The following is an 18,896-nucleotide window of genomic DNA, read 5'->3' on the forward strand; positions in this document are numbered from 1 at the left end:
CGCGTAGGCTCGCGGCATGGCTGACGTGCGGCAGGTCATCGAAGCGGCGCTCAAGGACGCGGAGCTCTCGTGGGAGTCCCCGGAACCCGGCGCGTACGTGGTGACGCTGCCGGGCACCCGCAAACTCTCCACGACCTGCTCGCTGCGGGTCGGGCGGCACTCCCTCTCCGTGAACGCGTTCGTGGTGCGCCACCCCGACGAGAACGCGCCGGCCGTCCACCGCTGGCTCCTCGAACGCAACCTCCGTCTGTACGGCGTGAGTTACGCGGTCGACAGGCTCGGCGACGTCTACCTCGCGGGCAAACTCCCCCTCGCCTCGGTCACCCCGGAGGAGCTCGACCGCCTGCTCGGTGTCGTCCTGGAAGAGGCGGACGGCTCCTTCAACACCCTGCTGGAGATGGGGTTCGCGGCTGCCATTCGGCGGGAGTACGCGTGGCGGGTGTCGCGGGGGGAGTCCACGCGGAACCTCGACGCGTTCGGGCACCTGACGGGGGAGGGCTCCGCGGAGGGTGCGGGCCAGGGCTGAGCGGGGCCCCGCCCCCTTGCCCGGGGCGGAGTTGCCCAGCTCCCCGGGGTCACACCGCTGAACCCGTACGGCGCTCCGCCGCCCCCGCGCTCTCCGCGTCCTCGCTCACCGCCGGCAGCGAGGCCTTGGTGACCTGGGGGTCGGTCGGCAGGCCCCGCATCAGGGCCCAGTACCCCACCGCCGTTCCCGTCCCCAGCACCGCACACGCGCCCCACAGCCACGCCGCGCCGAAGTGGTCGATGACGTAACCCGACATCAGCGGAGCGACCAGCGCCGCCACCGACCACGACATCGTGTACACGCCCTGGTAGCGGCCGCGGCCGTGGGTGGGGGAGAGGCGGACGATCAGGCCGGTCTGGGTCGGGGCGTTGACGATTTCGGCCAGGGTCCAGACGCAGATCGTCAGGGCGTACACCGCGACCGAACCGGCGAACGCCGTCAGGCCGAACCCGTACCCCGCGAGCAGCGCCGAGACGATCAGGAGGTGCCGCGGGTCGCGGTGCTGGGTGTAGCGGGTGACGGGGATCTGCACCGCCACGATGAGGATGCCGTTGACGGCGATCGCCAGGCCGAAGTCGGAGCTGGAGAAGCCGTCCGTGCCCATCGCGACCGGCAGGCCCACGTAACCCTGCTGGAAAATAAGGGAGATGAGGAAGGACAGGCCGACCACGCCCATGAAGCGGCCGTCCCTCAGGACCGTACCGATGCCGATCGCCGGCTCCGCCACCTTCTCCTCGGCCGTCCGCTGCGGGCGCGACTCAGGGAGCTTCAGGAACACCACGACCGCGCAGACCAGCGTCAGCGACGCCTCGCCGAGGAAGCCCGCCAGATAGCTGTACTGCGCGATGAAGCCCGCCGCCATCGACGAGACCGCGAAACCCAGGTTGATGGCCCAGTAGTTGAGGGAGAACGCGCGGACCCGGTCCTCGGGCTTCACGATGTCCGCCATCATCGCCTGCACCGCGGGACGCGAGGCGTTGCTCGCCATGCCGACGAGGAAGGCGACGCCCGCGATCGCGACGGGGTCCGTCATGAAGCCGAGCAGCGCGACCGCGAAGGCCGTCGAGGTCTGAGCGATGACCAGGGTGGGGCGGCGGCCGAGCCGGTCGGTCATGATGCCCGCGCCGATCGACGACACGACCCCGCCGAGCCCGTGCAGGGAGGCCACGAGTCCCGCGTACGAGGCCGAATAGCCCCGGTCCAGGGTGAGGTAGAGCGCCAGGAACGTGGCGACGAAGGCGCCGAGCCGGTTGATGAGGGTGCTGGTCCACAGCCACCAGAAGGCCCGGGGCAGCCCGGAGACGGTTTCTCGTGCGGCGAGTCTCAGACTGGCTACGGACATGCGGCTTCCCCCCGGAACTGTGGCCTGGAACGACGTGAGCCGCAGCACCGGCTGTGTAAGTGGCGCGGCTAACGACCGCACGTTACAAGTGGGCCGGTTCCGGGGGCCACCGAATTGACGGCGTCCGTCAATCGAGACGCCCCCGCCACCTCGGTCCCCGCGCGCGCGACGGCCCTGGAACGTCGATTAGGCTCGGACGCATGGCCGACGCACCGTACAAGCTGATCCTGCTCCGCCACGGCGAGAGCGAGTGGAACGAGAAGAACCTGTTCACCGGGTGGGTGGACGTCAATCTCACGCCGAAGGGCGAGAAGGAGGCGGCGCGCGGCGGTGAGCTGCTCAAGGACGCCGGCCTGCTCCCCGACGTGCTGCACACCTCCCTCCAGAAGCGCGCCATCCGCACCGCCCAGCTCGCGCTGGAGTCCGCGGACCGCCACTGGATCCCGGTGCACCGCAGCTGGCGCCTGAACGAGCGGCACTACGGCGCGCTCCAGGGCAAGGACAAGGCGCAGACGCTCGCCGAGTTCGGCGAGGAGCAGTTCATGCTCTGGCGCCGCTCGTACGACACCCCGCCGCCCGCCCTCGAGGACGGCACGGAGTTCTCGCAGAGCGACGACGCCCGCTACGCGACGATCCCGCCGGAGCTGCGCCCGCAGACCGAGTGCCTCAAGGACGTCGTCACGCGCATGCTGCCGTACTGGTACGACGGCATCGTCCCGGACCTGCTCGACGGCAAGACCGTGCTGATCGCGGCCCACGGCAACTCGCTGCGCGCCCTGGTCAAGCACCTCGACGGCATTTCCGACGCCGACATCGCGGGCCTGAACATCCCGACCGGCATCCCGCTCGTGTACGAGCTCGACGCCGAGTTCAAGCCGCTCAAGCCGGGCGGCACCTACCTGGACCCCGACGCGGCCGCCGCCGCGATCGAGGCCGTGAAGAACCAGGGCAAGAAGAAGTAGCCTCCCGGGCTCCCGGGCCTCCGGCTCGCGGGGGCCCACGGAATTCCCGACATGCCTCCCTCCTGCGCGCAACGGCGCGGGTGGGAGGCGTTTTCGGTACGGGGCGGGTCAGCGCCCGCGGCGTCCGGCGAGGCGGCGCACGAGCAGCGGGACGACGGTCCCCGCCGCGAGGGCGGCCAGCGGTACGGCGACCCGCGTCCAAGGGGCGGGGAGCGATCGGTACGTGGCGGTGCCGTCCTTGATCTCGATGAAGCCGCACGGTCGCGCCCCGGCCCCACCGCCTCCGTGACCGGTGCCGGCGGCTCCGCCCCCCACTCCCGCTCCGGTCCCGGAACCCGTGGCCCCGGCGAACCCGAAGGCTATTTCGGCGACCGGGACGACGGTGATGCCGTGGGCGGTGACGGGTGCGCCGAAGACGGCCGACGCCGACGCCCCGCCCCCGATCCGCCCGGCCAGGCGATCCATCAGGGCCGCGGCCGGGTCGTCCTGCGGGGCGGGCTGGTCCGGCACGGCTGAGCTGGTCATCGAGTACCTCCGGAAGGGCATGCGGACAGGGCCGTAGCGAGGATAGGGCGCACCCCTCGCTCACGCTCCGTGGTCGTCCGGGTCCGCTCCGGTCGCCGTTCTCCGGACCTCTGGCTAGCCTCGCCCCGGGGGGTTCGCCACGACGGGAGTTCGACGTGAATGCCGTGAAAGCCACCCTGGTCCGCCGCTGTGCCCGCCTCTCCGCGGCCGGCGCCCTGTCCGCCGCCCTGCTGGTCGCCGGCGGCGCCGACGCCTTCGCCGCGCCGGGCGCGAAGCCCAGCCCCTCCGCGTCCGCGTCGAAGGCGGCCGGCTCCATCACCGTGAAGGCCGCGCCGACGTCGGTGAAGGCCGGCGGCAAGGTGGTGTTCACGGGGCGCACCAAGGGCATGCCGATAGGCAGCAAGCTGGTGCTCCAGCACAAGAAGGGCAGCAAGTGGACGACCCTGCAGGCCAACGCCACGGTCAAGCAGGGCAGCAGCTACGCCATCGAGGCCAAGCTCAACGACAAGGGCAAGCAGGAGCTGCGTATCAAGGCGGACAACGCCGTCTCGCCGACCGTCGACGTCACCGTCAACTGACGTCGGTGCGCGGTACGCGCCGTCCGCGGAAGGCGGTACGCGGCGTACGTGAGCGGGGCCCCGCCATGGCCGGCGGGGCCCCGTCCACGCTGTGTTCAGTGCGCGTTCCGCGTGTCCCGTCGTGTCAGCAGGAGCAGCCGCCGCACTGGCAGGGCGCCCCCGACTGGCAGCCGCAGCCGCAGCCCGAGCCGCAGCCGCAGGCGCCGACCAGCGGCAGCCGGGTCACTTCGACGGGTGTGACGGGTACGTCCTGCCGTGGTTCGGTCGCGGGTGAATCGGCCATGGGTCCCTCCCGGGGTAGGCAGAACAATGAGCCTTCGCCCATTGCATGCCCACTCCGGCGGGCGCGTCAACGGCGCATGTGGGCAAGGAGGTTGGGGCGCCGTACCACCCGCCCCGTACGACCGCGCCCGTCACCCGTCCCCGTACCCGCGGGCTCAGGCCCCTTCGGTCTGCGCCGGCGCCTGGAGTTCGTCCGCGTGCTCGCCGGTGACGAGGTAGACGACGCGCTTGGCGACCGAGACGGCGTGGTCCGCGTACCGCTCGTAGTAGCGGCCGAGCAGGGTCACGTCGACCGCCGTCTCGATGCCGTGCTTCCAGCGGTCGTCCATCAGGTGCTGGAACAGCGTGCGGTGCAGCAGGTCCATCTCGTCGTCGTCCTGCTCCAGTTGGAGGGCGAGGTCGACGTCCTTGGTAATGATGACCTCCGCCGCCTTCGCCATCAGGCGCTGGGCGAGCTGGCCCATCTCCAGGATGGTGGCGTGCAGGTCGTTCGGGACGGCGCGCTCCGGGTAGCGCAGCCGGGTCAGCTTGGCCACGTGCTGGGCGAGGTCGCCGGCGCGCTCCAGGTCGGCGCTCATGCGCAGCGAGGTGACGACGATGCGCAGGTCGGTGGCGACCGGCTGCTGGCGGGCGAGCAGGGCTATCGCGCGGGCCTCCAGGTCGTGCTGGAGGTCGTCGACCTTCTGGTCGGCGGCGATCACGTTCTCGGCGAGCTTCAGGTCCGCGTCGAGCATGGCCGTGGTGGCGCGCCCGATCGCCGACCCGACGAGCCGGGCCATCTCGACCAGCCCCTCGCCGATCGAGTCAAGTTCCTCGTGGTACGCGTCACGCATGGTGTCCCTCTCTCAACGACTCCGGGGGCCGGGGGCGCCTGTGACCCCCACGTTCCCACGTTCCGTCCCGCACGCGTCCGGTTCGGCCACGGGAAGTGAACCATCTCCGTCACCTCGGTGAACTCTGGGCGACGAACGTTCGAGCAGGCCCTCTTTTGGCTGGGAGAGTGTCGGCGGGGCCGCATAACCTGGACGCATGGACGTGAACGCGGCGGTCGCCGCATTGGCAGCGATCGCCGGCGTGTGCACCGGCGTGATCGCCATGCTGGCGTTCCGCTGGAGCGAGCGGGACCAGGCACGGCCCACCAGGTCGTCCCTGCACACCGACGCGGTCCTGCCCCCGGGCGTGGACACCGTCCTGTCCGTGCTGCGCTCGTCCGCGGTCGTCCTGGACGAGAGCGACTCGGTGGTGAAGGCCAGCTCGGCGGCGTACGCCCTTGGCCTGGTCAGGGGCGGCAAGCTGGCCGTCGAACCCATGCTGCACATGGCGCGCGACACCCGGCGGGACGGCGAGATACGGCAGGTCGAGCTCGATCTGCCCCGGCGCGGCACCGGCCGCGGCGACGCCCTCGCGGTCTCCGCCCGGGTCGCGCCGCTCGGCTCCCGGCTCGTGCTGCTCCTGGTGGAGGACCTCACGGAGGCCCGCCGCATCGAAGCGGTACGGCGTGACTTCGTGGCCAACGTCAGCCATGAGCTCAAGACGCCGACGGGCGCGCTCTCCCTGCTCTCCGAGGCCGTCATGGACGCCTCCGACGACCCCGAGGCGGTCACCCGCTTCGCCGGCCGGATGCAGATCGAGGCGACCCGGCTCACCAATCTGGTCCAGGAGCTCATCGACCTCTCCCGGGTCCAGAACGACGACCCGCTGGAGGACGCCGAGCCGGTCCGCGTCGACGAGCTCGTCGCCGAGGCGATGGACCGTTCCCGCCACCCCGCGTCCACCAAGCAGATCACCATGGCCGCGGGCGGCACCGCCGACCTGTACGTGTGGGGCAACCGCGGCCAGCTCGCGGCGGCGCTCGGCAACCTCGTCGAGAACGCCGTGAACTACTCGCCCGCCAGGACCCGGGTCGGCATCGCGGGCCGGCGCATCGCGGCGCCGGGCGGCGACCTCATCGAGATCGCCGTGACCGACCAGGGCATAGGCATCTCCGAGAAGGACCGCGAGCGCGTCTTCGAGCGGTTCTACCGGGTCGACCCGGCCCGCTCCCGCGCCACCGGCGGTACGGGCCTCGGCCTGGCCATCGTCAAACACGTGGCCGCCTCGCACGGCGGGGAGGTCACGGTGTGGAGCTCCGAGGGACAGGGCTCCACCTTCACCCTGCGGCTGCCGGAAGCCGGCGCCGTTCGGGACCGTGCCGCAGGGCGCGGCCCGGTCACGGTCGACGAGGACGACGACGTCCCGTACGAGACCTTCAGTTCCGCTGTGCCCCGTTCCCCAGCCATAGTTCCTGCCCCGGAGGTCCTTCCGTGACCCGAGTGCTCGTCGTCGAGGATGAGGAATCCTTCAGCGACGCCCTGTCCTACATGCTCCGCAAGGAGGGCTTCGAGGTCGCGGTGGCGGCCACCGGGCCCGACGGCCTGGACGAGTTCGAGCGCAACGGCGCCGACCTCGTGCTGCTCGACCTGATGCTGCCCGGCCTGCCGGGCACCGAGGTCTGCCGTCAGCTGCGCGGCCGCTCCAACGTGCCGGTCATCATGGTGACCGCCAAGGACAGCGAGATCGACAAGGTCGTGGGCCTGGAGATAGGGGCCGACGACTACGTCACCAAGCCGTTCTCCTCGCGCGAGCTGGTCGCCCGCATCCGCGCCGTGCTGCGCCGCCGCGGCGAGCCGGAGGAGGTCACCCCGGCGGCCCTGGAGGCGGGCCTGGTCCGCATGGACGTCGACCGCCACGTCGTCACCGTCTCGGGCGCCAAGGTCGACCTGCCGCTGAAGGAGTTCGACCTCCTGGAGATGCTGCTGCGCAACGCGGGCCGCGTGCTGACCCGTATGCAGCTCATCGACCGGGTGTGGGGCGCGGACTACGTGGGCGACACCAAGACGCTCGACGTCCACGTGAAGCGGCTGCGCGCCAAGATCGAGCCGGACCCGGGCGCGCCGCGCTATCTGGTGACGGTCCGGGGCCTCGGCTACAAGTTCGAGCCGTAGACCGCGAGGGCCCGGCGTCTCGCGGGCCCCTGGATGTGCGAAGGGCGCCCCACCGGCCGGTGGGGCGCCCTTCGCGTTGCGCCGGTGACGGCGGCCGGTATCAGTGGCCGGTCGTCGCGCTGTGGGACGCCGAGCCGGTGCCGGCGGGCTTGCCGCTGCTGCCCGCGCCGCCCGGGGTGTTCTGCGTGGCCGCGCCGGACGGGCTGCCCGTGGGGGTGCCCGACGGGGTGCCCGGGGCGGAGGCCTTGGGCTTCGGCAGCTCGCTGGGGCCGACGCCCTCGAAGTAGCTGGTGGCCGGGACCACGTAGGCGCCCAGGCTCACCGCGCCGGCCTTGCTGAACTGGAAGGTGACCTTCTGCGAGTCGCCGTTCTTGGCGGCCTCGCGGCCGTTGTCGATGACCGCGGAGGCGTTGCCCTTGCCGCCGAGCACGACCGAGCTGTGGCCGGGGACGGTGATGGCACCCGTGCCCTTGGCGGGGGAGAGCTTGACGACCGCGCTGCCGACCTGGACGGCGTCCAGGGTCTGCGGGTCGGCGCCGTTGTTGAAGAGCGTCGCGGTGACGACGGCAGGGCCCTCGGCGTCGGTCTTCGGCTGGGTGACGACCGTCGCGCCCTGGACCTTGATGTCGCCGACGGTGACGTACGCGTTGTCGTTCTTCACCCCAAGCGTCTGGGCGTTGTTGCCCGCCGCGCAGGCGGAGAGGGAAGCGAGCGAGAACGCGATGGCAGAAGCGGCGATGGCGCCGCGTCGAAGGCTGCGGCTCACGGCGGCGGCAACTCCTTGGACGTACGAGAGGGACTTCGGACGGACTTCGGACGGGCTACGGGTCAGCCGGCCGCATGCCTGAGAGCCGGCTAAGGGTGTGTCAGCGGCCTTAGATTACCGAGCCGTCCGACGCCGCCCGCACCCGACCCGCCCCTACGGACGACCGGCCCGGCGAACTCGGGTGGATCATGCGCGCCGCTCGCTCTTTCGGGGGCCCTTCCCATAGGCCGGATGATCAATTTCCCGGGCCGCCACACATTCCTTACCGAAAATCCGCGCGAGTGCGCACGCCGGGCCGTTCGTTGATCAATTCCGGAATGAATGACAGACGGCCGAACGGGTGAACGAGCGCCGAACGGAGTAGATGAAGTTCACCGTCCGGAACCCGGCAAACCGGGACGTTCAGCCTCTCGCGACCCCGATCGAGGGTGCGGAACGTAGGCGTTTCGCAACTCCTTCGCAGCTGCTCCGACCTGCGAATACCGCTGTGCGGAAGCCCTCCGCAGCACGTTCGTGATGCTGTTGTCAAGCCCCGAGATATGCCCTGACCTGCGAAAACGCCATTCAGAAGAAGCCGTATCCGTGTTACCCTGGATAGCCACGGAAGGGGTACCTGTCACATGACGTTCAAGGTTGGCGACACCGTGGTCTATCCCCATCACGGGGCCGCGCTGATCGAGGCTATCGAAACTCGCCAGATCAAAGGCGTGGACAAGACCTACTTGGTGCTCAAGGTCGCCCAGGGCGACTTGACTGTGCGCGTGCCCGCGGACAATGCGGAGTTCGTCGGCGTTCGCGATGTAGTTGGTCAGGACGGGCTGGACCGGGTCTTCGAGGTGCTGCGCGCGCCGTACGCGGAGGAGCCCACGAACTGGTCCCGTCGTTACAAGGCGAACCTTGAGAAGCTCGCCTCCGGCGATGTCATCAAGGTCGCCGAAGTGGTGCGTGACCTGTGGCGGCGCGAGCGCGAGCGCGGCCTGTCCGCGGGCGAGAAGCGCATGCTCGCCAAGGCGCGCCAGATCCTGGTGAGCGAGCTGGCCCTCGCGGAGAACACCAATGAAGACAAGGCCGAGGCCCTTCTCGACGAGGTTCTCGCGTCCTGACGCCGTTAGTTCCGGGGCCCGCCCCGGAATGCCCGGCATTGCCGCGGTGCCCGCTGACCAGCAGATCTTCTGCTGTGTCGCCGGGCGCTGCGGCATGTTCGTATCCGTTGCCGAAGCACCCGTCCCTTGCCGAAGCACCCGCACCGCGCGGACGCCGGGTCCCGGGCGGCTGTCTGACCAGTCGTCACGGAAGGGCAGGTCAGAGCGGAGCGCCCGGCACTCCCCTGCCGTAGAAGCAGGGGTACCCCCAGGCCATACCCATGTCGTTTGAGGACACAAACCTTGTCAGACGAATCGCGCCCTTTCCGCACGGCCGCGGTGGTTCCCGCCGCCGGACGCGGCGTGCGGCTCGGACCGGGCGCCCCCAAGGCGCTGCGCACGCTGAGCGGCACCCCCATGCTCGTCCACGCCGTCCGGGCGATGGCCGCCTCGCGCGGCGTCTCGCTCGTCGTCGTGGTGGCCCCGCCCGACGGCGCGACGGAGGTGAAGAACCTCCTCGCCGAGCACGCACTGCCCGAGAGGACCGACTTCCTCGTGGTGCCCGGTGGTGAGAGCCGCCAGGAGTCGGTGAGGCTCGGCCTCGACGCGCTGCCGCCGGGCTTCGACGCCGTACTCGTCCACGACGCGGCCCGCCCGCTTGTCCCGGTCGACACCGTCGACGCGGTGATCGAGGCCGTACGCGACGGCGCGCCCGCCGTGGTGCCCGCGCTGCCGCTCACCGACACCGTCAAGCAGGTCGAGCCGAGCGCCGACGGCTCGCCCGAGCCGGTCGTCGCGACACCCGAGCGGGCCCGGCTGCGCGCGGTGCAGACGCCGCAGGGCTTCGACCACGCCACGCTCGTACGCGCCCACGAGACGGTGACCGGCGACGTCACCGACGACGCGAGCATGATCGAACAGCTGGGTCTCACCGTCGTGGTGGTGCCCGGACACGAAGAGGCGTTCAAGGTGACCCGGCCGCTGGACCTCGTCCTCGCCGAGGCCGTACTCGCACGACGGAGGGCCAACGATGGCTTCTGAGCACTCCGGGCACGCGGGGCAGGCCGCCCCCGCGCGGCCCGCTCCCGCGCCGCTGATCCCGCTCGTCGGGATCGGCACCGACGTCCACGCCTTCGAGCGCGGGCGCGAACTGTGGTGCGCGGGCCTGCTGTGGGACGGCCCCCAGGACGCGGAGTTCGGCCTCGCGGGCCACTCCGACGGCGATGTCGCCGCCCACGCCGCCTGCGACGCGGTCTTCTCCGCGGCCGGCATCGGCGACCTCGGAGCGCACTTCGGTACCGACCGCCCCGAGTGGTCCGGCGCCTCGGGCGTGGCGCTGCTCGCCGAGGCCGCGCGGATCGTCCGCGCCGAGGGCTTCGAGATCGGCAACATCGCGGTGCAGGTCATCGGCGTACGCCCGAAGATCGGCAAGCGGCGCGAGGAGGCGCAGAAGGCGCTGTCGGCGGCGGCCGGTGCGCCGGTCGCGGTGTCCGGCACCACCACCGACGGTCTCGGCCTGACCGGCCGCGCCGAGGGGCTGGCCGCGATCGCCACGGCGCTGGTGTACCGGGTGCCGGGGCCCACCGGTTCGGGGGCGTGACCCCCACGGGTGATCGTCCGGGCCGCCGACGAAGATCGTCCGGCGTTCCGGGGCCCAACAGTCGCCAAATTGTGTGCCCCGGGGCCCGAAAAGGGTCGCGGGGCACTCCTGTCGGGCCACTACCCTGGTGAGGTGACCATTCGCCTGTACGACACCAGCGCCCGGCAGATTCGTGACTTCGTCCCGCTCACGCAGGGTTGTGTCTCGATCTACCTGTGTGGCGCCACCGTCCAGGCGGCCCCGCACATCGGCCACATCCGGTCGGGCCTCAACTTCGACATCATGCGCCGCTGGTTCGCGTACCGCGGCTACGACGTCACGTTCATCCGCAACGTCACCGACATCGACGACAAGATCATCAAGAAGGCGGCGGAGCAGGACCGCCCCTGGTGGTCGATCGGGTACGACAACGAGCGCGCCTTCAACGACGGCTACACCGCGCTCGGCTGCCTGCCGCCCACCTACGAGCCGCGCGCCACCGGCCACATCACCGAGATGATCGAGATGATGCGCGGCCTCATCGAGCGCGGCCACGCCTACGAGGCGGACGGCAGCGTCTACTTCGACGTGCGTTCCTTCCCCGCCTACCTCCAGCTCTCCAACCAGGACGTCGACGACCTGCGCCAGCCCGACGAGGGCGTCGCGGGCAAGCGCGACCCGCGTGACTTCGCGATGTGGAAGGCGTCCAAGCCCGGCGAGCCCGACTGGGAGACCCCGTGGGGCCGCGGCCGCCCCGGCTGGCACCTGGAGTGCTCGGCGATGGCCCACAAGTACCTGGGCAGCGCCTTCGACATCCACGGCGGCGGCATCGACCTGATCTTCCCGCACCACGAGAACGAGATCGCCCAGGCCCAGGCCTTCGGCGACGCGTTCGCGACGTACTGGGTGCACAACGCCTGGGTGACGATGTCCGGCGAGAAGATGTCGAAGTCGCTCGGCAACAGCGTGCTCGTCTCCGAGATGGTCAAGCGCTGGCGCCCCATCGTGCTCCGCTACTACCTGGGCACCCCGCACTACCGCTCGATGATCGAGTACAGCGAGGACGCCCTGCGGGAGGCCGAGTCCGCGTTCGCGCGGATCGAGGGCTTCATGCAGCGCGTGGTGGAGAAGGCGGGGGGCGTCGTCGAGCCCGCCGCCGAGGTGCCGCTCGCGTTCGCCGAGGCGATGGACGACGACCTGGGCGTGCCCCAGGCGCTCGCGATCATCCACACCACGGTCCGCCAGGGCAACAGCGCGCTCGCCGCCGACGACAAGGAGGCGGCGACCGAGCGCCTGGCCGAGGTCCGCGCCATGCTGGGCGTCCTGGGCCTCGACCCGCTGGACGCGCACTGGGCCGAGGAGAGCGACCGGGGCGACGACCTGCACGGGGCCGTCGACACGCTCGTACGCCTCGTCCTGGAGCAGCGCGAGGCCGCCAGGGCCCGCAAGGACTGGGCCGCCGCGGACGCGATCCGCGACCAGCTCACCCAGTCCGGCCTGGTCATCGAGGACAGCCCCAGCGGCCCCCGCTGGACCCTCGGCCCGCGCTGAACCACGCGCGATGTGCCGCTCGGGCGATCGGGCGGCACACTTCATATACGTACGTACACGATCTGCATGTGCATGTGGATCGCGGATCGATCCACAGAAACAGGTAGTCATGGCCGGGAACAGCCAGCGCAGGAACCGCCGCACGTCCAACAAGAAGGGTGCGACGGTCGGCAGCGGTGGCCAGCGGCGCCGTGGCCTGGAGGGCAAGGGCCCCACTCCCAAGGCCGAGGACCGCAAGAAGCACAAGAAGAACCGCATCGCGACCTACAAGGCCAAGCAGGCCGCCACGCGCCGTCCCGCGCCCCGGCGCGGCGGCGCCAAGGGCCCGTCCGAGATGGTCGTGGGCCGCAACCCCGTGTTCGAGGCGCTGCGCGACGGCGTGCCGGCGACCACGCTCTACGTCCAGCAGTACATCGACAACGACGAGCGGGTGCGCGAGGCGCTCCAGCTCGCCGGCGAGCGCGGCAACATCAACCTGATGGAGGCCCCGCGCGCCGAGCTCGACCGCATGACCAACGGCCTCAACCACCAGGGCCTGGTCCTCCAGGTCCCGCCGTACGAGTACGCGGACCCGCAGGACCTCACCGCGGCCGCGTACGACAACGGCGAGGACCCGCTGATCGTCGCGCTCGACGGCGTGACCGACCCGCGCAACCTCGGCGCGATCGTCCGCTCCACCTCCGCCTTCGGCGGTCACGGCGTGGTCGTGCCCGAGCGGCGCGCGGCCGGCATGACGGCGGGCGCCTGGAAGTCGTCGGCGGGCACCGCGGCGCGTACGCCGGTCTCGCGCGTCACCAACCTGACGCGCGCCCTGGAGGCGTACAAGAAGGAAGGGCTCACGATCGTCGGTCTCGCCGCCGACGGCGAGCACACCGTCGAGGAGCTCGACCAGATCGCCGGGCCCGTCGTCATCGTGATCGGCAGTGAGGGCAAGGGACTTGGCCGGCTCGTCGGCGAGACCTGCGACTACCGCGTGCGGATCTCGATGCCGGGCGGCGCCGAGTCGCTCAACGCCGGTGTGGCCGCGGGCATCGTGCTCTACGAGGCGGCCCGCCGCCGCGCCTGAGCTGGGTGATCTTGACGGGTCTCGGACAGATTCGGGCCCGTCAAGCAGTGTCCTAAACACCCATCACTCGGTTAGATGAGTGTGGACACCAGAACGCCCCGGCCCGGGTTCGACGACCAGCCTGCCCTGAGCATGGCCAAGGTGGACTGCGACCCCGCGCAGGTCATCGTCAACCACGCGAGTTTCCGGGTGCAGCTTGCACCCAAGTCGCTGCCGAAGCCCAGCATTTCGAGCACCGCGGTGCGCCGCAGGGCGCCCGTGGTGTGGAGCGGGAAGTCGGCGCCGGGGGCGAGCGGACTGCTGCAAGCGGTCCGCGCCACCTCCGTCGGAGGCGCCGGCGCGGGCTACGACACCGGCGCGACGCAGACCATCCCGCGGGTCTCCGTCGACGACACGATGCCGACGCCGCTGATCCCCGGATCCGGCGCGGGACCGGAGACCGCGCTGCTCCCGCAGATGCGCACCCCCTACGGTCAAGAGACGTACGCCCAGGGCGAGTTCGAGGAATTCGACGAGCTCGACGGCGACCCGGACGACGGCTCGCCCGCCAAGCGGCGCGGCGCCGACCCCGTCCGGCACGCCTACTATCCGGGCCGCCGGATGAACCTCGGCGTCGTGCTGCTCCCGCTGCGCGTCTTCCTCGGCTTCATCTCCGTGTACGCCGGCATGGGCAAGCTCTGCGACCCCGTGTACTTCGACGGCGGCGAGCGCGGCTCGATGGTCAAGTGGCTGAATTCGCTGCACCCTTGGGCGCTCGCCGAGCCCCTGCGCGACTTCGCCCTCTCGCACCCCGTGGGCGCGGGGCTCACCGTGGCCTTCCTCCAAGTCGTCGTCGGCGTCCTGACGATGCTCGGCCTGTGGCAGCGCGTGGCCGCCGTGTTCGGCGCGTTGCTGTCGGCGGCCCTGCTCGTCACGGTGAGCTGGCAGACCGTACGCGCCTATGACGCGCCCGACATCATCTACCTCGCAGCCTGGTCCCCGCTGATCATCGCGGGCGCCCCGGTGTACTCGCTCGACGCCCGTCTCGCCGGCGAGGCGTGGCGCAAGCTCGGCCCGCGCTCCGAACTGTGGGAGCTGCGGCGGCGGGTGCTGCGCCGCGGCCTCGTGATGACGACCGTCGTGGTCGGCCTGACCCTGACGACCGGGGCGATCCTCGGCGGCGCGGTCCGCTCCACCACCGTGGTGACGGTGCCCGGCCCCGACGACGACCCGACCAACTACCTGCCCGGCACCCCGCTGCCGAGCGAAACGGGCCCGGCACTGGCCCCCCGTACGCCCTCGAAGGCCGTCAAGCCCTCGCCCAAGGCGAAGACGTCGGCGAGCCCCTCCGCGAAGACGTCCAAGAAGCCGAAGCCGCACCAGACGGTCACGGCGGGCACCACCGGCCAGCCGAGCCACTCCGCCGGCACCGGCGGCCAGGCGCCCTCCCACCACCGCTCCACCCCCAAGTCCCCGCCGTCCACGAGCGCGGGCCCGACGTCCTCGGGCGGTACGGGCTCGTCGGGCGGCACCGGAGGCACGGGCGGCAGCGGCGGCCGCAGCAACCGCAACCCGATCGGGGGGCTGCTGGGCTAGCGCGAGGCGCGCGAGCGCCGCGAACGGACGAAGGGGGCCGGAACATTCCGGCCCCCTTTCGGCGGTGCGCTCCGGGGCCCTTGCCGGGCGAACACCCGCTTTCGTCTGCGGACCGTGCCCGCGCCTCGCGCAGTTCCCCGCGCCCTTGAGCCATTTCGGTGCCGGGCGGCATGCGCAGCTTCAGCCCGTCCGGCGTTCGAGGACGGGGCCGTTCAGGCCGAACGGGGGCCGGGGCAGGGAGCGGGGCCCTCAACTGCGGTGCGCAGCAAGCTCCTTGGCCGCCTCCGTGAGGTCCTTCGCCGTGTCGATGGCCCGCCAGTACGCCCCGTGCGGCAGGGGGAACCCGGCGAGCCGGCGCTCCCGGGCGAGCCGGGGGAAGGTGGTGCGCTCGTGGTCGCCGACGTCCGGCAGCATCGCGGTGAAGGCCGCGGAGAACACGTACACGCCCGCGTTGATGAGGTACGGCGAGGGCGGCGACTCGATGAAGTCGGTGATGTGGCCGAACGCGTCGGTCTCGACGGCGCCCCAGGGGATGCGGGGCCGGGCCAGCGCGAGGGTGGCGGTCGCGTCGCGCTCGCCGTGGAAGGAGGCCATCTCGCGGAGCGAGAACCGCGTCCAGATGTCGCCGTTGGTGGCGTACCAGGGCTGGTCGGGGTGGGGCAGCGAGGCGGCCGCGTACTTGAGGCCGCCGCCACGGCCCAGCGGCTCGTCCTCGACGACCGTGGTGACGCGCAGCGGGAGATCGGCCTTCGCCAGCCAGTCCTTCAGGACGTCGGCGAGGTGGCCGCAGGAGACTACGGCGTCAGTGACGCCCTCGGCGGCCAGCCAGGCAAGCTGATGGCCGATGATCGGGACCCCGGTGCCCGGGATCTCGACCATCGGCTTGGGGCGGTCGTCGGTGTACGGGCGGAGCCGTGAGCCCTGGCCGCCCGCCAGGACCACGGCCTGGGTCGGGAATGTCGCAGTCGTGCTCGCTGTCATGCGGTGAACGATAGGCGTCCCCGCAGCGGGACGTCACCGCTCCTGGGCCACGCCGGAGGCGAAGGAGGTGTCGCAGACGGGGCGGGAGAACGACTGGGCCTTCACGGGGCCGTAGTGCTCCACGGCGGCCCTGCCGAGGGCGCGGGCGATCGACATGCAGTGCTGGGCGAGCGAGGGGCGGTGCTCGACCTCGCGCTGGAGGTGGGTCAGGGCGGTGCCGGGGTCCTTCTCCTGGAGCTCGGTGAGGAGCGCGTCGCGCAGGACGTCCTGCGGGGCGCGGGACTTGGCGCGTACGGAGACGTTCTCCGAGGAGGCGGTGAGGATCTGCGATCCGTTGCTGCCCGCCCAGTTGACCCGGGTGACCGCGAGGGTCCCGGACAGGACGAGAACGACGGGCAGGACGAGGGCGAGGGTTCGGCCGATTCGGCGGGCTGTGTGCGTCACGGAGGCGAGCGTAGCGGGGAGTGATGATTTGGCGACATTTAGTCACTCTGTCGGGGGATGGTTCGACGTCGTTTTTCGAATGGCGTGTTGACGAACGCGATTCGAAATGACCGGTGTGCCGGGGTATTTGTCGACAACCGGCTGCGGCCCCGCACGCGAGTGCGGGGCCGCCACAACCGTAGACCCCCAGGTGGGGGCCGCGTACCGGTATCAGTCTGTAAGGCGCTCGCCCGTGGAGGTGGAGAACACGTGGGTCTCACCCGGACGCGGGACGACGTGGAGCTGTGTGCCCTTCTCCGGCACCGAGCGGCCGTCGACGCGGACCACGAGGTCCTTCGTCTCGCCGCCGACCTCGGCGGAACCGTACACATAGCCGTCGGCGCCGAGTTCCTCGACGACGTTGACGGTGACGGCGAGACCGGCGGGGGCCTCCGCGGACGTCTTGGTGAGGGACTTCGCGGCGGCGCCGCCCTGCTCGACGATGTCGAAGTGCTCGGGGCGCACGCCGACGGTGACCGTGCGGTCGCCGCGGTCGGCGGCAGCGGAGAGCGCCTCGCGGCTGACCGGCACCACGCTGTTGCCGAACTTCACGCCGCCGTCGGTGATCGGCACCTCGACGAGGTTCATCGCGGGCGAGCCGATGAAGCCGGCGACGAAGAGGTTGGCGGGGCGGTCGTACATGTTGCGCGGCGAGTCGACCTGCTGGAGCAGACCGTCCTTGAGGACGGCGACGCGGTCGCCCATCGTCATGGCCTCGACCTGGTCGTGCGTGACGTACACGGTGGTGATGCCGAGGCGGCGCTGGAGCGAGGCGATCTGCGTACGCGTCGAGACGCGGAGCTTGGCGTCGAGGTTGGAGAGCGGCTCGTCCATGAGGAAGACCTGGGGCTCACGCACGATGGCGCGGCCCATCGCGACACGCTGGCGCTGACCGCCGGAGAGGGCCTTGGGTTTGCGGTCCAGGTACTCGGAGAGGTCGAGGATCTTGGCCGCCTCCTCCACCTTCTTGCGGATCTCCGCCTTGTTCACGCCGGCGATCTTCAGGGCGAAGCCCATGTTGTCGGCGACGGTCATGTGCGGGTACAGCGCGTAGTTCTGGAACACCATCGCGATGTCCCGGTCCTTGGGCGGCAGGTGCGTGACGTCACGCTCGCCGATGCGGATCGCTCCGCCGTTGACGTCCTCCAGGCCCGCGAGCATGCGCAGGGAGGTGGACTTTCCGCAGCCGGAGGGGCCGACGAGTACGAGGAACTCGCCGTCCTCGATCGCGATCTCGAGCCCGTCGACCGCGGGCTTGGTGGAGCCCGGGTAGACCCGGGTCGCCTTGTCGAACGTGACAGTGGCCATGACTGATGTGTCCCTTCACCGGCAGGAACGTGCCGGACGATCCGAGTAGAGGGAGAAGTGGTGTAGTCCACCTGGGTGGACTGGTTCAGGACGCTACCTGGCGATGTCGGGGTTGTCAGCAGTTCCGGCCCGCGAACTTCGGCGGGGCGGGGGCCCCGCTCTGACCGTGTACTCCGGCCGGGCGCCGGTCCGCTGCGGCGGGGGCGGGCCTGCCTCGACGCGGCGGGGGCGCCCGTCTCACCGGCAACCGAGCCCCGGCCGGGCCCGCCCCGCCACATTCCCGGCCACGTCCGGGCGAGCGTTGGTTACACTTCACGCGTTGCCTCCTTAGCTCAGCTGGCCAGAGCACCGCTCTTGTAAAGCGGGGGTCGTCGGTTCGAACCCGACAGGGGGCTCCAGGCAGGACACGCGAAGGCCCCCAACCGATCATGGTTGGGGGCCTTTGCCATCTACAGCTGACAGGGGCGCGGTTGATCACTCCCGGCCGGCCCGCCCCGCCCCGGGCGACGCCTGAGCAGCCGGTCCATGTGGCTGAGGGCCTCGCGCTGGGTGTCCTGGACGACGTGCGCGTACACGTCCATGGCCGACCGATCCGTGAGTGATCGAGGGCCATGAGAGGGGTGGGTATGACGGGTGATCTCCCGACTTCACCGGACGAGGCCGATGGCTTCAATCTCGATCATCCACTCGGGGTCGGCGAGTGAGGAGACCTCTACGAACGACTCCGCGAGGTGGGGCTCGTCGGGGAAATGTTCCCTGCGCAGCTTGGCGAAGATGTCCTGCCGTGCGATGTCGGTGACGAACACGGTCGCTTTGATCACGTCGGCGAGGCTGGAGCCCGCATTCGTCAATACCGTCGACAGGTTCGCGAGCGCCTGGCGGGCCTGCGCCTCGAAGTCCCCGGCGCCGACCGTGGCCCCCTGGGCGTCGATCGGGGCCTGGCCCGAGGTGAAGACCAGATTCCCGACGCGGATGCCGAGCGATATGCCGGCCGACTCGTACCAGTCGGGCTCCGCGGAGACGCGTACACGCTCGGCGGCGGATGGTGTAACGGACACAGTGCTGACGCTCCTTCAAAAACTGCTTGCCTGAAGCCAAGTGGCGGTAATCGCCCGCTCGATGGCGATCCATGCAGGACAACCACGTAAGGCCGTGATCCATTTCCGAGGACCGGTGGGGTCGCCTCTGGGGCAGGTCGAGTGTGAGCGCGGTGCGAAGGGACCGATCGCATCCGCGGGGAGGGGCAGTCGCCCCGCCGGGCGTGATGCCCGTGTGGGACGGCGGTGCGTGACGGCGGCGTGTGACG

Annotated in this window: 20 protein-coding genes and 1 tRNA gene; 12 read left to right on the forward strand and 9 right to left on the reverse strand. The window is 71.0% G+C overall.

Annotation, left to right across the window (positions count from 1 at the left end):
- The first annotated feature begins 16 nt into the window (after positions 1–16).
- Positions 17–526, forward strand: a complete 510-nt coding sequence (locus OOJ98_RS31660; protein ID WP_267058542.1) for a YbjN domain-containing protein — start codon at positions 17–19, stop codon at positions 524–526.
- A gap of 49 nt (positions 527–575) precedes the next feature.
- Here OOJ98_RS31660 and OOJ98_RS31665 read toward each other — a convergent pair whose 3' ends face one another.
- Positions 576–1,868 carry an MFS transporter gene (locus tag OOJ98_RS31665; RefSeq protein ID WP_267058543.1) on the reverse strand — a complete coding sequence of 431 codons (1,293 nt, stop codon included), beginning with the start codon at positions 1,866–1,868 and terminating at the stop codon, positions 576–578.
- Positions 1,869–2,068: 200 nt separating this feature from the next.
- Between OOJ98_RS31665 and OOJ98_RS31670 the strand changes: the two genes are divergently transcribed.
- Positions 2,069–2,830: a phosphoglyceromutase gene (locus OOJ98_RS31670; protein ID WP_267058544.1), complete on the forward strand. Its 762-nt coding sequence runs from the start codon at positions 2,069–2,071 to the stop codon at positions 2,828–2,830.
- Between the two features lie 108 nt (positions 2,831–2,938).
- Here OOJ98_RS31670 and OOJ98_RS31675 read toward each other — a convergent pair whose 3' ends face one another.
- The gene (locus OOJ98_RS31675) at positions 2,939–3,355 is read right to left on the reverse strand and encodes a spore germination protein GerW family protein (protein ID WP_267058545.1); all 417 of its coding nucleotides are present in this window, start codon (positions 3,353–3,355) and stop codon (positions 2,939–2,941) included.
- 155 nt (positions 3,356–3,510) lie between these two features.
- Between OOJ98_RS31675 and OOJ98_RS31680 the strand changes: the two genes are divergently transcribed.
- Entirely contained in the window at positions 3,511–3,933 is a 423-nt protein-coding gene (locus OOJ98_RS31680; RefSeq protein ID WP_267058546.1) for a hypothetical protein, read from the forward strand.
- Positions 3,934–4,057: 124 nt separating this feature from the next.
- On the opposite strand, the gene OOJ98_RS31685 is transcribed toward OOJ98_RS31680, so the two are convergent.
- Together OOJ98_RS31685 and phoU are read right to left on the reverse strand one after the other, a co-directional pair.
- On the reverse strand, positions 4,058–4,216 hold the full coding sequence (locus tag OOJ98_RS31685; protein WP_267058547.1) for a hypothetical protein: 159 nt from the start codon (positions 4,214–4,216) through the stop codon (positions 4,058–4,060).
- A gap of 154 nt (positions 4,217–4,370) precedes the next feature.
- Complete coding sequence (gene phoU, locus OOJ98_RS31690; RefSeq protein WP_267058548.1) at positions 4,371–5,048, reverse strand: phosphate signaling complex protein PhoU; 678 nt, start codon at positions 5,046–5,048, stop codon at positions 4,371–4,373.
- A 196-nt stretch (positions 5,049–5,244) separates the two neighbouring features.
- Here phoU and OOJ98_RS31695 point away from each other — a divergent pair, with 196 nt between their 5' ends.
- Both OOJ98_RS31695 and OOJ98_RS31700 read left to right on the forward strand, forming a co-directional pair.
- A complete protein-coding gene (locus OOJ98_RS31695; RefSeq protein WP_267058549.1) occupies positions 5,245–6,522 on the forward strand; it encodes a cell wall metabolism sensor histidine kinase WalK in 1,278 nt (425 codons plus the stop codon).
- Entirely contained in the window at positions 6,519–7,199 is a 681-nt protein-coding gene (locus OOJ98_RS31700) for a response regulator transcription factor (RefSeq protein ID WP_267058550.1), read from the forward strand. Before OOJ98_RS31695 ends, OOJ98_RS31700 begins: the two co-directional genes overlap by 4 nt.
- Before the next feature lie 100 nt (positions 7,200–7,299).
- Here OOJ98_RS31700 and OOJ98_RS31705 read toward each other — a convergent pair whose 3' ends face one another.
- Positions 7,300–7,965 (reverse strand): DUF461 domain-containing protein, encoded by a 666-nt coding sequence (locus tag OOJ98_RS31705; RefSeq protein ID WP_267058551.1) that lies wholly within the window; start codon positions 7,963–7,965, stop codon positions 7,300–7,302.
- Positions 7,966–8,585: 620 nt separating this feature from the next.
- Here OOJ98_RS31705 and OOJ98_RS31710 point away from each other — a divergent pair.
- The 6 genes from OOJ98_RS31710 to OOJ98_RS31735 all read left to right on the forward strand — a co-directional run bounded on the left by OOJ98_RS31710 (position 8,586) and on the right by OOJ98_RS31735 (position 14,818).
- Positions 8,586–9,068, forward strand: coding sequence for a CarD family transcriptional regulator (locus OOJ98_RS31710; RefSeq protein WP_003953493.1), 483 nt, complete (start codon positions 8,586–8,588; stop codon positions 9,066–9,068).
- 282 nt (positions 9,069–9,350) lie between these two features.
- Positions 9,351–10,088 carry a 2-C-methyl-D-erythritol 4-phosphate cytidylyltransferase gene (ispD, locus tag OOJ98_RS31715; RefSeq protein WP_267058552.1) on the forward strand — a complete coding sequence of 246 codons (738 nt, stop codon included), beginning with the start codon at positions 9,351–9,353 and terminating at the stop codon, positions 10,086–10,088.
- Entirely contained in the window at positions 10,078–10,647 is a 570-nt protein-coding gene (ispF, locus tag OOJ98_RS31720; protein WP_267058553.1) for a 2-C-methyl-D-erythritol 2,4-cyclodiphosphate synthase, read from the forward strand. Before ispD ends, ispF begins: the two co-directional genes overlap by 11 nt.
- Positions 10,648–10,779: 132 nt before the next feature.
- Positions 10,780–12,177, forward strand: coding sequence for a cysteine--tRNA ligase (gene cysS / locus OOJ98_RS31725; RefSeq protein WP_267058554.1), 1,398 nt, complete (start codon positions 10,780–10,782; stop codon positions 12,175–12,177).
- 109 nt (positions 12,178–12,286) lie between these two features.
- A complete protein-coding gene (gene rlmB, locus OOJ98_RS31730; RefSeq protein WP_267058555.1) occupies positions 12,287–13,243 on the forward strand; it encodes a 23S rRNA (guanosine(2251)-2'-O)-methyltransferase RlmB in 957 nt (318 codons plus the stop codon).
- A 75-nt stretch (positions 13,244–13,318) separates the two neighbouring features.
- Positions 13,319–14,818: a DoxX family protein gene (locus OOJ98_RS31735; RefSeq protein ID WP_267058556.1), complete on the forward strand. Its 1,500-nt coding sequence runs from the start codon at positions 13,319–13,321 to the stop codon at positions 14,816–14,818.
- A 249-nt stretch (positions 14,819–15,067) separates the two neighbouring features.
- Here OOJ98_RS31735 and OOJ98_RS31740 read toward each other — a convergent pair whose 3' ends face one another.
- The 3 genes from OOJ98_RS31740 to OOJ98_RS31750 all read right to left on the reverse strand — a co-directional run bounded on the left by OOJ98_RS31740 (position 15,068) and on the right by OOJ98_RS31750 (position 17,590).
- Positions 15,068–15,799, reverse strand: a complete 732-nt coding sequence (locus tag OOJ98_RS31740) for a nucleotidyltransferase family protein (protein ID WP_267058557.1) — start codon at positions 15,797–15,799, stop codon at positions 15,068–15,070.
- Positions 15,800–15,832: 33 nt separating this feature from the next.
- On the reverse strand, positions 15,833–16,243 hold the full coding sequence (locus OOJ98_RS31745; protein ID WP_267058559.1) for a hypothetical protein: 411 nt from the start codon (positions 16,241–16,243) through the stop codon (positions 15,833–15,835).
- A 210-nt stretch (positions 16,244–16,453) separates the two neighbouring features.
- The gene (locus tag OOJ98_RS31750) at positions 16,454–17,590 is read right to left on the reverse strand and encodes an ABC transporter ATP-binding protein (RefSeq protein WP_267058560.1); all 1,137 of its coding nucleotides are present in this window, start codon (positions 17,588–17,590) and stop codon (positions 16,454–16,456) included.
- A 321-nt stretch (positions 17,591–17,911) separates the two neighbouring features.
- On the opposite strand from OOJ98_RS31750, the gene OOJ98_RS31755 reads away from it, so the two are divergent.
- A tRNA-Thr gene (locus tag OOJ98_RS31755) sits at positions 17,912–17,988 on the forward strand.
- A gap of 249 nt (positions 17,989–18,237) precedes the next feature.
- On the opposite strand, the gene OOJ98_RS31760 is transcribed toward OOJ98_RS31755, so the two are convergent.
- On the reverse strand, positions 18,238–18,648 hold the full coding sequence (locus tag OOJ98_RS31760) for a RidA family protein (RefSeq protein WP_267058561.1): 411 nt from the start codon (positions 18,646–18,648) through the stop codon (positions 18,238–18,240).
- Between the last annotated feature and the right edge of the window lie 248 nt (positions 18,649–18,896).

The organism is Streptomyces sp. NBC_00083, from assembly GCF_026343295.1.
Taxonomy (GTDB): domain Bacteria; phylum Actinomycetota; class Actinomycetes; order Streptomycetales; family Streptomycetaceae; genus Streptomyces.

Coding starts and splice junctions, on each gene's coding strand:
- OOJ98_RS31660 (WP_267058542.1), top strand. CDS start 17: ATGGCTGACGTGCGGCAGGTCATCGAAGCGGCGCTCAAGGACGCGGAG.
- OOJ98_RS31665 (WP_267058543.1), bottom strand. CDS start 1,868: ATGTCCGTAGCCAGTCTGAGACTCGCCGCACGAGAAACCGTCTCCGGG.
- OOJ98_RS31670 (WP_267058544.1), top strand. CDS start 2,069: ATGGCCGACGCACCGTACAAGCTGATCCTGCTCCGCCACGGCGAGAGC.
- OOJ98_RS31675 (WP_267058545.1), bottom strand. CDS start 3,355: ATGACCAGCTCAGCCGTGCCGGACCAGCCCGCCCCGCAGGACGACCCG.
- OOJ98_RS31685 (WP_267058547.1), bottom strand. CDS start 4,216: ATGGCCGATTCACCCGCGACCGAACCACGGCAGGACGTACCCGTCACA.
- phoU (WP_267058548.1), bottom strand. CDS start 5,048: ATGCGTGACGCGTACCACGAGGAACTTGACTCGATCGGCGAGGGGCTG.
- OOJ98_RS31695 (WP_267058549.1), top strand. CDS start 5,245: ATGGACGTGAACGCGGCGGTCGCCGCATTGGCAGCGATCGCCGGCGTG.
- OOJ98_RS31710 (WP_003953493.1), top strand. CDS start 8,586: ATGACGTTCAAGGTTGGCGACACCGTGGTCTATCCCCATCACGGGGCC.
- ispF (WP_267058553.1), top strand. CDS start 10,078: ATGGCTTCTGAGCACTCCGGGCACGCGGGGCAGGCCGCCCCCGCGCGG.
- rlmB (WP_267058555.1), top strand. CDS start 12,287: ATGGCCGGGAACAGCCAGCGCAGGAACCGCCGCACGTCCAACAAGAAG.
- OOJ98_RS31735 (WP_267058556.1), top strand. CDS start 13,319: ATGAGTGTGGACACCAGAACGCCCCGGCCCGGGTTCGACGACCAGCCT.
- OOJ98_RS31740 (WP_267058557.1), bottom strand. CDS start 15,799: ATGACAGCGAGCACGACTGCGACATTCCCGACCCAGGCCGTGGTCCTG.
- OOJ98_RS31750 (WP_267058560.1), bottom strand. CDS start 17,590: ATGGCCACTGTCACGTTCGACAAGGCGACCCGGGTCTACCCGGGCTCC.